8 protein-coding genes and 1 tRNA gene are annotated in these 13,456 nt (G+C 69.4%); 6 read left to right on the top strand and 3 right to left on the bottom strand.

Features of this window, described 5'->3' with window-relative positions:
• Nucleotides 1-22 precede the first annotated feature (22 nt).
• The 3 genes from HMPREF9336_RS05010 to HMPREF9336_RS05000 all read right to left on the bottom strand — a co-directional run bounded on the left by HMPREF9336_RS05010 (nucleotide 23) and on the right by HMPREF9336_RS05000 (nucleotide 5,344).
• Nucleotides 23-538, bottom strand: a complete 516-nt coding sequence (locus tag HMPREF9336_RS05010) for a hypothetical protein (protein WP_007469636.1) — start codon at nucleotides 536-538, stop codon at nucleotides 23-25.
• Between the two features lie 188 nt (nucleotides 539-726).
• A tRNA-Leu gene (locus HMPREF9336_RS05005) sits at nucleotides 727-812 on the bottom strand.
• 161 nt (nucleotides 813-973) lie between these two features.
• Entirely contained in the window at nucleotides 974-5,344 is a 4,371-nt protein-coding gene (locus HMPREF9336_RS05000; protein ID WP_040584636.1) for an ATP-dependent helicase, read from the bottom strand.
• Between the two features lie 267 nt (nucleotides 5,345-5,611).
• On the opposite strand from HMPREF9336_RS05000, the gene HMPREF9336_RS19165 reads away from it, so the two are divergent.
• The 6 genes from HMPREF9336_RS19165 to pknB all read left to right on the top strand — a co-directional run bounded on the left by HMPREF9336_RS19165 (nucleotide 5,612) and on the right by pknB (nucleotide 13,436).
• Entirely contained in the window at nucleotides 5,612-6,349 is a 738-nt protein-coding gene (locus tag HMPREF9336_RS19165) for an FhaA domain-containing protein (protein ID WP_280110248.1), read from the top strand.
• Nucleotides 6,350-6,411: 62 nt separating this feature from the next.
• Entirely contained in the window at nucleotides 6,412-6,885 is a 474-nt protein-coding gene (locus tag HMPREF9336_RS04990; RefSeq protein WP_007469630.1) for an FHA domain-containing protein FhaB/FipA, read from the top strand.
• On the top strand, nucleotides 6,882-8,381 hold the full coding sequence (locus tag HMPREF9336_RS04985; RefSeq protein WP_021030134.1) for a PP2C family protein-serine/threonine phosphatase: 1,500 nt from the start codon (nucleotides 6,882-6,884) through the stop codon (nucleotides 8,379-8,381). Before HMPREF9336_RS04990 ends, HMPREF9336_RS04985 begins: the two co-directional genes overlap by 4 nt.
• Nucleotides 8,378-9,997 carry an FtsW/RodA/SpoVE family cell cycle protein gene (locus HMPREF9336_RS04980; protein WP_021030133.1) on the top strand — a complete coding sequence of 540 codons (1,620 nt, stop codon included), beginning with the start codon at nucleotides 8,378-8,380 and terminating at the stop codon, nucleotides 9,995-9,997. Before HMPREF9336_RS04985 ends, HMPREF9336_RS04980 begins: the two co-directional genes overlap by 4 nt.
• Complete coding sequence (locus tag HMPREF9336_RS04975) at nucleotides 9,994-11,532, top strand: penicillin-binding transpeptidase domain-containing protein (RefSeq protein ID WP_021030132.1); 1,539 nt, start codon at nucleotides 9,994-9,996, stop codon at nucleotides 11,530-11,532. Before HMPREF9336_RS04980 ends, HMPREF9336_RS04975 begins: the two co-directional genes overlap by 4 nt.
• A complete protein-coding gene (pknB, locus tag HMPREF9336_RS04970; protein WP_007469621.1) occupies nucleotides 11,529-13,436 on the top strand; it encodes a Stk1 family PASTA domain-containing Ser/Thr kinase in 1,908 nt (635 codons plus the stop codon). Before HMPREF9336_RS04975 ends, pknB begins: the two co-directional genes overlap by 4 nt.
• Nucleotides 13,437-13,456 lie beyond the last annotated feature (20 nt).

Genomic DNA, 13,456 nt, shown 5'->3' with positions numbered 1-13,456 from the left:
GCTCAAAAAGTGTGGGGAGTCGTCAGGAGGATGGAGGTGTGGCGCAAACCGACTTCAACGTCGCCCGGTAGGCGTCGGCGGCGAGGTTGACTCGCTGAGCGGCGGCGTGCAGCCACGACGCGGACTTCGGGTCCGGATCTTCGTCCAGACCGTCGTCGATGCGTCCTTGCAGAGCTTCGGAGAAGCTGTTGAGCGAGTCAGCCCAGTTGTTGAGCACGCCCGAGACCTGTGGGTTCTCCACAGTGTCGGCAGTGCCGCGCAGCTGGTCGGCCGCAGCGTCCTGGATGCCAATGGTCTGGCTGAGCTGATCTTCTCGAGAGGCGATCTTCGCCTCGGGGTCTTCGGTGTTCTCGCGGACGTCGCGCTCGCGAGAGCTGATCGCGTTGATGCTGGACACCTGCGCTTCGAGCTTCGGCTGCAAGTCCGTGAGCGTTTTGCAGGCGGCCGGATCGGGCTCGGCGGAGGCCGGGGCCACGCCGAATGCGGCAGAGCCGAGCAGGGCTAAGCTGGCAGAAAATACGAGGTATCGCTTACCCATGATCTTTCTGGAATTCCTTCTGTCTCGACAGTCTGTCTGAGCAGAGGATACGGCATGCCCTGGCGCTACGCCAGTGGCGGCAGGTGATACATAAATCACGCTCAGGTAAACAAAAGGACCAGTAAGGATTTCGGTCCGGAAAAAAGAAAAACCAGCACGTCGCGCTGGTTTTTCCTTATGTTTCACTTTGGTGGGCAAGGGGGGACTTGAACCCCCACGTCCTTGCGGACACTGGCACCTGAAGCCAGCGCGTCTGCCATTTCGCCACTTGCCCTGGGGAGACTTGCGGTCTCTGTGTGTGTTGCTCCAGGTCAGTGGCGAACGATAAACACTGCGCCACTTGCCCTGGGGAGACTTGCGGTCTCTGTGCTGACTCAAAACTGAGGTTCAGCGGGGGAAAAGATACCACAGAAGCCACGCGGAAGCCAATCCGATTTATCGCAGCCGCAATCCTTTCGGAACTGGGGAGAACCCCGCCGCAAGCAGCGCGTCCACCACCGGCCCGCTGGCCCCGTGCACGCTCTGGCCGTCCAACCGCTCCAACACGAGGCCGCCCCGACCGGCGGCGGAGCTCGACCGCCGTGCCGCTTGGGCGAGCGCTTCGGCGGCTTCTGCGAGGCCGCCGAGTTGGAACGACGCGAGGCTCGCGCCGCCGCGCTCCAGGTACAGCACAAGCCTCCCTCCGACGAGGACGGCCATCGCGCCCGCTTTGCGCCCCGGCCGCGCGCTCTGGTGCTCGGGCCAGCGCAGCGCGGCCCCGTACGGGTTGGCCGGGTCGGTCGCGGCGAGCGCGACGGCGCTGACGGCTGCGGAGTCGCGGAGCATGTCCACGGTGCTGCTCATCGCGAATTGCGCGCCGCCGAGCGAGTCGACGAAATAGCCCCGGCGGCACTTCCCGGCCTCCTCCATGGCGACGAGCACTTGGTAGAGCGCGGAGAATCCGGCCTCCTCCGCCGAAACGACGTCCCGCGACACCACGCCGTAGCGGTCGAGGAGCACCTGCGCGGCGGCGAGGACGCGCGCTGTGGAGTCGGGCTCGGGCTGCGGCGCAAGGGCCCAGCGCCCGCTCACGCCCGCGTTCTGGACACGGGGCGCGACCAGCCTCGGCCTGCGGCGGCGATGCGAAGGACGGGGCGCGCTGCCTCGGGCCGGGGCCGTCCACTCGCGAACCGGCGCGAAGGTGTCGGACGTGATCCGTCCCGACCAGGCGAGCTCGCGCAGCGTCGCAGCCGAGAGGGTTCCCGCCACGTCCGAGGCGCGCTCGATCTGCGCCAAGAAGAACGCCCCGCCGCCGGACAGCACGCGCAGCATCGCCTTGGCATGCTCGCTGTCCTCGACCCGCTCCTCTGCCTGCCATGGCGGAAGATCCGACGGGTACAGCCGCACCCAGCCCTCCCCGGCGCCGGTCCAGTACGCCTCGCCCGAGGCGAGCGCCTCGTCGAGGAGCGCGGGCGCGTAGTCCGCGACGCGGGCCGGAAGGATCAGCGTCTCCAGCGCGGAGACCGGCAGTCGGACCCCGGCCAGCTGGTCGATCGCGTCGAGCAGGCCGTCAATGCCCCGCAGCTGTCCCCCGACGTGCTGCCAGCGCAAGAGGAAACGCGCGAACGCGGCTTGGTCCACCGGTTCGATCTGTCGGCGCAGCGCGGCGAGCGAGCCCTTGCGCAGCCTGCGCATCACCTCGCGCGAACACCACTCGGACGAGGAGCGGCCTCGGCCGACCGCCTCCGATCTGCGCAGCGCTTCCGCGACGACGGCGCTGCCCAGGCCGAACCGCTCGGCGACCTCCTGGACGGTGAACGGGCCGTGGGTGCGGGCGTGGCGGGCGACGAGGTCGCCGAGCGGGTCGGGAGTCGGCGCGAGGAGCGCTTCGGGGACCCAAGACGGCTTCGCGCAGCCGAGCGCGTCGCGCAACCGCCCCGCGTCCTCCACCGCAGCCCAGCGCGCGTCTCCCGCGATCTCCACCGAGAACACCCGACGCGCTTTGGCGAGCGAGGCGAGCCACGGCCCTGGGTCTTCGACGCAGCGCTCGGCCGCTTCTTCGCTTGTGAGCGGCCCCAGCTCGCGCAGCAGATCCACCACCGCCTCGGCGTTCCGGGCACGCCGGTCCGGGGAGAGCCGCTGCAGGTCGCGCTCGACCTGCGCCACGGCCTCCGGGTCGAGCAGGTCTTCCGCCTCGCCGCGCCCCAACAGCTCGCCGAGCAGGTCTTCGTCCACGCGCAGCGCGGCGGCCCGCCGCTCGGCGAGGGGCCGGTCGTCCTCGTATATGTGCAGGCCGTCGTAACCGAAGAGGAGCGAGCGCGCGAACGGGGACGGGGTCGGGGTCTCGACTTCGACGAGCCGCAACGACCCTTGCTCGATCCGGGCGAGGAGCGCCGTGAGCGCGGGCAGGTCGTAGACGTCCTGGAGGCATTCGCGCATGGTCTCTAAGAGCATCGGGAATTGCGGGTAGCCCTGGGCCACGTCCAAGAGCTGCGCGGAGCGCAGCCGTTGCAGCCACAGCGCCGTGCGCTGTCCCGGGCGTTTGCGGGGCAGGAGCAGCGCGCGGGCCGAGCACTCGCGGAACCGGGCGGCGAATAGGGCCGAGCCGCCAAGCTCGCGTTCCACGACGCGTTCGATCTCGCCGGGGTCGAGCGCGAACAGCTCCGCGCCGGGCGGAGCCGTGTCGCCCTCGCCGCCGGGCAGCCGCACCACAATGCCGTCGTCGCCCGCCGAGGGCGACTCGTCCACGCCGTAGCGCTCCCGCAATCGCGCCGCGACGGCCAGCGCCCATGGGGCGTGCACGGCTCCGCCGTACGGCGAGAGCAGCGCGACGTGCCAGTCGCCCAGCGGGTCGCGGAACCGCTCCACGACCAGGGTTTCGTCCGTCGGCAGCACGCCGGTCGCCGCGCGTTGCTCTTCGAGGAGGGAGGCGAGGTTTCGGGCGGCGTTCTCGTCGAGCCCCTCCGCCGAGGGCTCTTGCAGGAACTGGCCGACCGCGCGCCCGAGCTCGGCGGGACGGCCGGGTCCGTCCCCTTTCCAGAACGAGAGCCGCGCGGGCATGCCCGGAGCCGGGACGACCAGCACCCGGTCGTGGGTGATCTCCACGACCCGCCAGCTCGCCGCTCCGAGCTGGATGACGTCGCCGACTCTGGACTCGTAGACCATCTCCTCGTCCAGCTCCCCGACCCGCGAGGCGTCGTCGCCCACCAGGAAAACGCCGTAGAGGCCCCGGTCGGGGATCGTCCCGCCGGAGATCGCGGCGAGCATCGCCGCGCCAGGACGGGCGACGAGCGTGTCCTCCTCCCGGTCCCAGACCAACCTCGGCCGCAGTTCGCCGAAGAAGTCGGCGGGGTACTTCCCCGACAGCAGGTCGAGCACGGACTCGTACGCGGAACGCGGCAGATCGCGGAACGGCGCGGCGCGGCGGACCGTCTTGAACCATTCCTCGGCCTCGATCCCGGCCTCGCCTCCTGCGGCAGCAGCCGAGACGGTGTGCTGCGCGAGCACGTCCAGCGGGTTTTGCAGGACGTGGAGCGATTCGATCTCCCCGGCGCGCATCCGGCGCACGGTCACCGCGCAATGCGCGACGTCGAGCCGGTGCAGCGGAAAAACCACCCCGCGCGACACCGCGCCAACGTGGTGCCCGGCCCGCCCGACGCGCTGCAGTCCGCTCGCGACCGACGGCGGGGCTCCGAGCTGGACCACCACGTCGACCGACCCCATGTCGATGCCGAGCTCAAGACTGCTCGTCGCGACGACGCAGCGCAGCCGCCCGGCCTTCAGATCCGCCTCCACCAGCGCTCTTGCCTCTTTGCTCACCGAGCCGTGGTGCGCTTTGGCGAAGACAGCTGGCGCGCCGTCCGAGGTGTATGCGGTGGAGGAGACAGTCGCGGGCATGCCTCCGTTGACCGAGGCGTTGCGGGGAGGCTCTGCGACACCCCCGGCCAGCTCCGCGTAGCGCTCGTTCAGCGCGGCGACCACACGCTCGGCGGTGGTGCGGGAGTTGACGAAGACGATGGAAGAACGGTGCGCGAGCGCGACGTCGAGGACCGCGCGTTCCACCTGGGGCCAGATCGAGTTGCGCCCGCTCGCCGCGACTTCCTCGTCCAATCGGGACAGATCGGGGACCGCGGCGCGGACTTCGAGATCCCACGTCTTCGCCGAGGGCGGCGCGACGATCTTGGTGCCCTCGCCCGCCAAGAACCGAGCAGCCGCTTCGAGCGGGCGGACTGTGGCGGACAGCCCGATCCGCTGCGCGGGGCGTTCGAGCGCCGCGTCCAGCCGCGCCAAAGAGAGCGCGAGGTGCGCGCCGCGCTTGGTGCCCGCGAGGTCGTGCACCTCGTCCACGATGACGGTGCGCACATGCGCGAGGGTCTCGCGCGCCTTCGAGGTGAGCATGAGGAACAGCGACTCGGGCGTGGTGATCAGGATGTCGGGCGGTTTGCGCAAAAGCTCCCGCCTGCCCGCCGCGCTGGTGTCGCCCGAACGCAGGCCGACGGCGACGTCCGGGACCGCCGAGCCCATGCGGCGGGCGGCCTCGGCGATCCCGTCGAGCGGGACTTCCAGGTTGCGGCGCACGTCCTCGGCCAGCGCTTTGAGCGGGGAGACATAGAGGATCTTGGTGCGCCGGTCCCCCGCTTCCGCGTGCAGCTGGTCGATGGCCCAGAGGAACGCCGCCAGAGTCTTTCCCGAACCGGTGGGCGCGCTGACCAGCGTGTGCGCGCCGCTCGCGATCGCGGCCCACGCCTCAGCCTGAGCGAGGGTCGGCGAGCCGAGCGCGGCGGCGAACCACGCCTGCGTCGCCGCCGAGAAGTCCGCCAAGCCCATGCCGACCACGGTAGTACCCCACACCGACAACTCCGGCCGCCAGCAAAATGCGCCTGCCAAGCCTGATTCGGGCGCGGGAACGGAGGGGGTCGTATGGCGTCGCGTCGACGGGCGGCCCCTGGACGAGTCGGGCGGACGCTCGTGCTTCAAGGCCGTCTCGAACGCGTTCTTGTTGTCCTCGCCAACCCCTATGTTGGAAAATTGCATGCACACAGAAACAGCCGCGGTGGTTCGCTTCGCGCGGCAAACCGGGTACCCTGACAAGGTATGGGAATGGTCCAGCGCATCGAGCGCACCCTAGAAGGCGCCATCGGCGACGCCTTCGCCCGCATTTTTGGCGGGAACCTGCAGGTGAGCGAGGTGCAAGCGGGACTGCAGCGGGAAGCGGCCATGGGCGTCCGGACCGGAGCGGACGGACAGCCCGCCACCTCGGACCAGTACACGATCCGGCTCGGACAGGCCGACGTCGCGCACTTCGAAGAGCATTATCACGAGGTCACGAAGGTGCTGACCCGGCACCTCGAACAGTTCATCGCCGCCCAGGGCTGGGCGACGCGCCACCCGGTGTCGGTGCGCCTTGAGATCTCGGAGCAAATGCGCCCTGGCCAGATGCGGATCTCGAGTTCGGCCAACGAGACGGGCGACGAGCCGTCGCAGGCGCACGCCCCCGCCCCTGCGTCGGCCCCGTCCGCCGCGCCCGCGCAATCGCACCGGCAGAACGTTCGGCGCGTGCTGCGCCTCACAGAAGGCTCCGGACGTCAGCATCAGCTGGCGCACGGCGTCAGCGTGCTGGGCCGCGGCGTGACCGCGCAGGTCCGGCTCGACGACAAAGCGGTGTCGCGCGAGCACTGCCGGATCTGGTGGGACGGCCAGCGGGCGGTGCTGCAAGACCTCGGCTCGACGAACGGCACTACGGTCAACGGGGAGCGGGTCTCGGAGTGGCAGCTCGCCGACGGCGACGTCATCAATCTGGGCCAGTCGTTCGTGATCGTGCGGTTCGGGTAGGGTGGAAGTTTGCCGAGAAGTCCAGTGAAGACCGTTTTCGACGCGTTTGAGGGGAGTCCGACATGCAACAACAAGCGTTGATCTGGCAGGCCGGACGCGCGGCTTTCCTCGCGCTTTTATGGCTCTTCGTCTTCGCCGTGGTCCGAGTGATCCGCTCGGACATCACGAACGCGTCCGGCTCGCGGCTGCCCGCGCAGAGCAAGAGCCAGGCCTCTGGCTTCTTCGCCAATTTCGGGCGGGGACGGCACGCCAAGTACCTCGTGGTCACCAGGGGGGCGCTGCGGAACACCAGGATCGCGCTCGGCGACGCGCCCGTGCTCATCGGCAGGGCAGACGACTCGACGCTGGTGGTGACCGACGAGTACGCCTCTTCTCGCCATGCCCGCCTGCTCAAACGCGGGGAGGACTGGTTCGTCGAAGATCTCGGCTCCACCAACGGCACGTACCTCGACCAAGTGAAAGTGACCGCTGCAGTGCGAGTGCCCCTCGGCTCCCCCATCCAGGTCGGCAAAACAGTAGTCGAGCTGCGAGCATGAGCCTCGTCCTCCGCTACGCGGCCCGGAGCGACCGCGGCCTGGTCCGAGGCAACAACGAGGATTCCGCGTACGCAGGCGCGAGGCTGCTGACCCTCGCGGACGGGATGGGCGGCCATGAGGCGGGCGAAGTGGCCTCCGCGCTGGTGATCGGAGCCATGATCCCGCTGGACGACGAGGAGCCGGGCGGCGAGATCCTGTCCAAACTCGCGGACGCCGTCCGCTCCGGCAATATCGCCATCGCGGAGCACGTGGCCGAGCATCCCGAGCGGGACGGTATGGGCACGACGCTCACCGCCCTGCTGTTCACCGGGACGTCGATGGGCCTCGCCCACGTCGGAGACTCCCGCGCCTACCTGTTGCGCGACGGGCAGCTCACGCAGATCACCAGGGACGACACCTATGTGCAGAGCCTCATCGACGACGGGCGCATCACCGCAGAGGAGGCGCATTCGCACCCGCAGCGCTCGCTGATCCTCAAGGCCCTCACCGGCCACGAGGTGCAGCCGACGCTCATCGTCCGCGAGGCGCTGGCCTCAGACCGCTACCTGCTCTGCTCGGACGGGCTCTCCGACGTGGTGAGCGCCGCGACCATCGAGGCCGTCCTCGGCGAGGGGGACGTCGACGCGGCGGCGGACAAGCTCGTCGACCTCGCGCTGCGCAGCGGCGGCCCCGACAACGTCACCGTCGTGGTGGCGGAGGTGGCCGATTCCGGGTTCGCGCAGACCCAGCCGATCATCGCGGGCGCGGCGCTCGGCGAGGACCAGCAGCACGCGCCGCCCCCGGACAGCGCGGCGGGCCGCGCCGCCGCGCTCGGGCAGCAGCAACGCGCCCCGGTCAAAGTGTCGGCGGCCGAAGAGGGCGGCGGAGCCCTTGGCCGTCGCCGATCGTGGCGCTGGATCGCCGTCCTCCTCGCGGTCATCGCCGCCCTCGTCGCCGCCGCGTACGGCGGGCGGGCCCTTTTGCGCTCCAACTACTACACCGGCCCCGAAGACGGCTTCGTCGTCGTCTACCGGGGCATCTCCGGCTCGCTCTTCGGCGTGCGGCTGCAGTCTGTGGAGGAGCGGGTCTGCTTCCACGAGCCTGCCCACCCCGGAGGGAAGGCGAAAGCCGAATTCCTCCGCGCGGGCGAGACGCGCCCCGGCTGCGCCCCGCTCAAACTCGCCGACCTCGAAGCGGCCACGCGCTCCAGCGTGCCCAACCTGCCCTCCGGCAACCGGAACGACGTCCAGTCGCAGGTCCAATTGCTCCTCGAGCATCTGCTGCCGAACTGCGCCGACCACGTGGCACTGCCGCCCCCGCCTCCCGAAAGCGCTCCGCCGCCGCCCTCCCCGAGCGAGCCGGCCGCGCCGCCCCTCGCCCCGAGCGAGCCGCCCGCGCCGCCCGCTTCCGAAAGCCCCTTCCCCTCCATCGAGCCGAGCTTGGAGCTCCCCGCCCCGCCGTCGGAGGTGCTGCGCACCTGGAAGCCTGGAGTCGATTGCCGGGAGCAGCACGGATGAACGCGGCGGGGGCAGCTGTCCGTCCGGGGGCGGCCCCGAGCAAAAGCGCCGCCGCCAAATCGCACTCGGGACCGGCCGGCTCAGGCAACCACGTGGCTCCGCGTAACCGGCGCAACGTGGAGCTGTTGCTCCTCGGGATCGCCATGGCGCTGGTGCTCGCGGCGTTGGCGCTGGTCGACGCGAACCTGCACCGGCCTGTCGTCGGCGACTTGGCGCGGGTCGCGTTGGTGTACGGCGTGATCATCGGCGGCGGGCATCTCGCGATCCGGTTCTTCGCCCCGTACGCCGACCCCTTGCTCTTCCCTGTCGTGGCCCTGCTCAACGGAGTCGGGCTGGTGTTCATCTTCCGGATCGGGCTGGAGGTGCTCGACCCTGGGAGCGAGGCGGCGCGCCAGTCCATCCTCAGCTTCGACACCAATCCGCAGCTGGTGTGGACCTTCGTCTCCGTCGCGGCGTTCGGGCTGGTCCTCGTCTTCCTCAAGGATTACCGGGTGCTCTCGCGGTACGCCTACACCCTTGGCGCGTTCGGCGTGCTCTTCCTCATCGTCCCCTCCCTCGTGAACCGCCTGATCCCCGGCCAGGACCGCAACGGCTCGAACGTGTGGGTCCACCTTGGCTTCCTCACGGTCCAGCCGGGCGAGTTCGCCAAGGTCGCTCTGATCGTTTGCTCGGCCTCGCTGCTGGTCGCCAAGCGCGAGCTTTTCGTGACGGCGGGCACGCACACCTGGGGCCTGGACCTGCCGAGAATGCGCGACCTCGGGCCGCTGCTGTTGGCGTGGGGGCTGTCGATCGCGACCTTGTTCCTGCAGAACGACCTCGGCATGGGGCTGCTCATCTTCGCCACAGCCCTGCTCATGCTCTATATCGCCACCGAGCGCCTCAGCTGGTTGCTCCTCGGCCTCTTGCTGCTCGTGGTCGCGGGGACCTTCGCGTTCACGCAGATCCCGCACGTCAAAGTCCGCGCCCAGGCCTGGTGGGATCCGCTGGCCGACTGCGACAGCAACACCAGCTACCAGCTCTGCGAGGCGCTGTTCGGCCTCGCTGTCGGCGGCCTCGGCGGCACCGGCCTCGGCGCGGGCTCTCCGGCCCGAGTCCCCGAGGCGCACAACGACTTCATCCTCGCGGCGGTGGGCGAGGAGCTGGGGCTGATCGGCTTGGCGGCTGTCGTCCTCTTGTACTTCCTGCTCGTGGACCGGGGCGTCCGCGTCGCGCTCACCGTCCGGGACAGCTTCGGCAAGCTTCTTGCGGCGGGCCTGGCGATCACCATCGCGATCCAGGTCTTCGTGATCGCGGGCGGCGTCACCGACCTGATCCCGTTGACCGGCCTCACCACGCCGTTCATGTCCTCCGGCGGTTCCTCGCTGCTGTCGAATTACATTCTTCTCGCGCTGCTGGTCAAGATCTCCCACGAGGCGCGCAAACCCGGCTCTCTGCCCGCCGCCGCCCCGGCGAGCGGCAAGGCCAAAGCCACTCGGCACTCGGCCCAGAAGACGGCGGACCCGCAGGCCGCGCCCGAACAAAACGCGCAGGACCGCGCTGCGCACGATCAAGACACGACCACCATCAACCTGCCGAAGGTCTCCGAGAGCCCCGCGCCGGGGGGTGCCGCGCAATGAACACTTCCTTGCGCCGGGTCGGTCTGGTCCTGGCCTGGCTCGCGCCCCTGATCCTGATCGCCAATCTGACGTTCGTGCAAGCCTGGTGGTCGATCGATTTGCGCAAGAACCACCAGAACAAGCGCGCGCTTTACCAGGAGTACTCCGAGCCGCGCGGCAGGATCACCGCCGCGGGCACGCTGCTCGCCTATTCCGACCCGAGCGACGACCGATTCCGCTACCTGCGCAAATACAACGACCCGATGGTGTACGCGCCGATCACCGGCTACTACTCGATGCTGTTCGACAAGACCGGGCTGGAGCTGAAGGAGAACGCCGTCCTCGACGGCACGGACGAGCGGCTCTTCTCGCAGCGGCTCTTGGACTTCCTGGCCAGCCACGGCCAGCGCGGGGGCGTGGTGAACACCACCATCGACGCGAAACTGCAGGAAGTGGCGTACCGGCAGCTCGCATCCGGCTGCACGGGCGGCTGCGTCGGGGCGGTGGTCGCGCTCAATCCGAAGAACGGCGCGATCCTCGCGATGGCCTCCGCGCCGAGCTACGACCCGAACCTGCTGGCCAGCCATGACTTCGACGGCACGGCCAAGTACTACGACTCCCTGTCCAAAGACCCGAAGCAACCGCTGCTCAACCGGGCGATCGACCAGGCGTACCCGCCCGGCTCGACGTTCAAGGTGGTCACCACGGCCGCCGCGCTGTCCTACGGGATCTCCCCGGACATCCGGCTCACCGCCGCAGGCTCCATCGCGCTGCCCGGCACCGCGTCCGCGACGCTGCCCAACTACGGCGGGGAGACCTGCCCGGAGTCGGTCGGCGGCGAGGTGACCTTGCGGCAAGCCTTCGCGTACTCGTGCAACACCGCGTTCGTCCAGCTCATGACCCAGAAGGTGCCGAACGCCGAGGCCGTGCTGCGCGGCATGGCCACCCAGCTGCGGCTCAACGACAAGCAGTCCATCCCCATGTCCGTGGCGCCGTCGCAGCTGGTCAGCCCGGAAGAGCCGAACTTGCTGCAGAAAGACGCCGCCGCGCTCGGGCAATCGGTGATCGGCCAGCGCGACGTGCAGTTGACCCCGCTGATGAACGCCGAGATCGTCGCCTGCGTCGCCAACGGCGGCTTCCTCGCCACCCCGTTCGTCGTGCAGCAAGAGTTCGGCCCCGACCTCAAGCCGCTCGGCGACGACAAGACCACCCGTTCCGTGCTGGTCCCCGCGATGCGGCCGCAGATCGCGAAGACGCTCACCGACCTCATGGTCGAGGCGGAGCGCCGCTCGGGCGGCAAAGGGAAAGACCCGAAGCTGGAGATCGCCTCGAAAACCGGGACCGCCGACAACCCGCACAATCCGAGCCCGTACAGCTGGTACGTCGCGTTCGCCCCGGCCAGCCACCCGCAAATCGCCCTCGCCGTGCTGGTCGAGGGCTCTGAGGCGCTCGGCCCCGGAGCCACTGGGGCCAGCGTCGCCGGGCCGATCGGAAGGGCAGTGATCGCACAGGCGCTGGCGGACAGGGGGACGACGATGAGCGGGGGACGACCATGACGACGCCGAAACACCTCGGTGGCCGGTACGCGCTTGGCGAGGCGATCGGCTACGGGGGCATGTCCGAAGTCCACATCGCAAGGGACGAACGGCTCGGGCGCGAGGTCGCGATCAAGCTGCTGCGCCCGGACCTCGCCCGCGACCCCCGGTTCTACCTGCGCTTCCGCCGCGAGGCGCAGAACGCCGCCTCGCTGAACCACCCGATGATCGTCTCCGTCTTCGACACCGGGGAATCAGCCTCCGACCAGGGGCCGATGCCCTATATCGTGATGGAGTACGTCGACGGGCAGACGCTGCGCGAGGCGCTGCAGAACGGCCCGCTGACGACCGAACAGGTGCTCTCGTGGATCGCGGACGTCGCCTCCGCGCTGGACTTCAGCCACCAGAACGGCATCGTGCACCGCGACGTCAAGCCCGGCAACATCATGATCGACAAGCTCGGCCAGGTGAAGGTGATGGACTTCGGCATCGCCAGGGCCATCTCGGACTCGACGATCACCGCGACGCAGACCGCGACCGTCATCGGCACGGCGCAGTACCTCTCCCCCGAGCAAGCGAGGGGCGAGACCGTCGACCCGCGCTCGGACGTGTACTCCCTCGGCTGCGTGCTCTACGAGCTGCTGGCCGGAGCGCCGCCGTTCACCGGGGACACCCCGCTCTCCATCGCCTACCAGCACGTCCGGGAAGACCCCAAGCCGCCGTCCTCGCTCAACAAGGCGCTCTCCCCCGACATCGACGCCGTGGTGCTCAAGTCGATGAGCAAGAATCCGGCGAACCGGTATCAGACCGCGGCGGAGCTGCGCTCGGACTTGGTCAAGCTCCTCGCTGGCGAACGTCCGAGCGCGCCTCGGGTCATGTCCGAGGCCGAGCGCCAATCCCTGCTCTCCACCGGCGAGATCACCGGCCCGACCAGTAAGCCGCTGCGCGCGCACGGGCAGCCGGTCGCCGAGCCCCGCCCGAGGCCGAAAGGGGTCTACGCCGCGCTCTCCATCGCGGTGGTCGTCGCGATCGTGGCCGCGTACTTCGCGATACACAATGTGATCAAGGGGCAGCCGAACTACATCATGATCCCCAACGTGGTCGGGATGAGCGAGCAGCAGGCCACCGACTCGCTCAGCAAGGCCGGTGTGTCGAAATCTCACATCAAGATCGAGCGCACCGAGGACACCCAGGCGAAGAAGGGCTCCGTGACCGGCACCGTGCCGTCCAGCGGCAGCACGGTCGACAAGAACGTCGAGGTCACCCTCACCGTCTCCGCAGGACCGGGCCAGACAAAGGTGCCCGACCTCCGGGGCAAGTCCATCGGCGACGCGACCGTGCTGCTCGCCGAAGCCGGGCTGAACGTCGACCCGAACGCGCCGCCCGCCGAGTACTCGAACGAGGTCGACAAAGACCGGGTGATCGGCACACGGCCCGAAGCAGGGAAGGCCGTCGCGAAGGGCAGCAAGGTCCAGCTGGTCATCTCCAAGGGGTCCGAGACGATCCAAGTGCCCAATGTCGTCGGCGCGCAGAGCGAAGCCGCCGCGAAGACGCTCACCGACGCGGGGCTCGCCCAGCCGAGATCCGAAGAGCAGAGCTCGACCGAGCCGTACGGCAAAGTTTTGAACCAGAGCCCGCAGCCGGGGTCGGAGGCGAAACGGGGCGACACCATCACGCTGACCATTTCCAAGGGCGACCAGTTCGTCATGCCCGACCTCACCGGCATGACCGAGGCGGAGGCCCGCGACGCGCTGCGCAAGGCGGGCCTGGTCGGAACTCCGACCAGGCAGAGCACGCAGGGCAACGGCCTCCTTTTCCCCGACCCGAACAAAGTGCCTGGTCAGGTCTTCCGCCAGGATCCCGCGCCCGGCACCGCGTTCCCCAAACTCGGCACGGTGACCATCGACGTCTATCACTCGGGTTAGCCCCTCCCCACGCCTTGAAT

Origin of the sequence: Segniliparus rugosus ATCC BAA-974, assembly GCF_000185725.2 — a bacterium.
GTDB lineage: Bacteria > Actinomycetota > Actinomycetes > Mycobacteriales > Mycobacteriaceae > Segniliparus > Segniliparus rugosus.
The sequence above is the reverse complement of the archived record's forward strand: the minus strand, read 5'-3'. Positions and strand labels throughout refer to the sequence as shown.

Excerpts from the sequence above, each read along its gene's own strand:
- HMPREF9336_RS05010 (WP_007469636.1), bottom strand. The coding sequence starts at position 538 with ATGGGTAAGCGATACCTCGTATTTTCTGCCAGCTTAGCCCTGCTCGGC.
- HMPREF9336_RS05000 (WP_040584636.1), bottom strand. The coding sequence starts at position 5,344 with ATGGGCTTGGCGGACTTCTCGGCGGCGACGCAGGCGTGGTTCGCCGCC.
- HMPREF9336_RS19165 (WP_280110248.1), top strand. The coding sequence starts at position 5,612 with ATGGGAATGGTCCAGCGCATCGAGCGCACCCTAGAAGGCGCCATCGGC.
- HMPREF9336_RS04990 (WP_007469630.1), top strand. The coding sequence starts at position 6,412 with ATGCAACAACAAGCGTTGATCTGGCAGGCCGGACGCGCGGCTTTCCTC.
- HMPREF9336_RS04985 (WP_021030134.1), top strand. The coding sequence starts at position 6,882 with ATGAGCCTCGTCCTCCGCTACGCGGCCCGGAGCGACCGCGGCCTGGTC.
- HMPREF9336_RS04980 (WP_021030133.1), top strand. The coding sequence starts at position 8,378 with ATGAACGCGGCGGGGGCAGCTGTCCGTCCGGGGGCGGCCCCGAGCAAA.
- HMPREF9336_RS04975 (WP_021030132.1), top strand. The coding sequence starts at position 9,994 with ATGAACACTTCCTTGCGCCGGGTCGGTCTGGTCCTGGCCTGGCTCGCG.
- pknB (WP_007469621.1), top strand. The coding sequence starts at position 11,529 with ATGACGACGCCGAAACACCTCGGTGGCCGGTACGCGCTTGGCGAGGCG.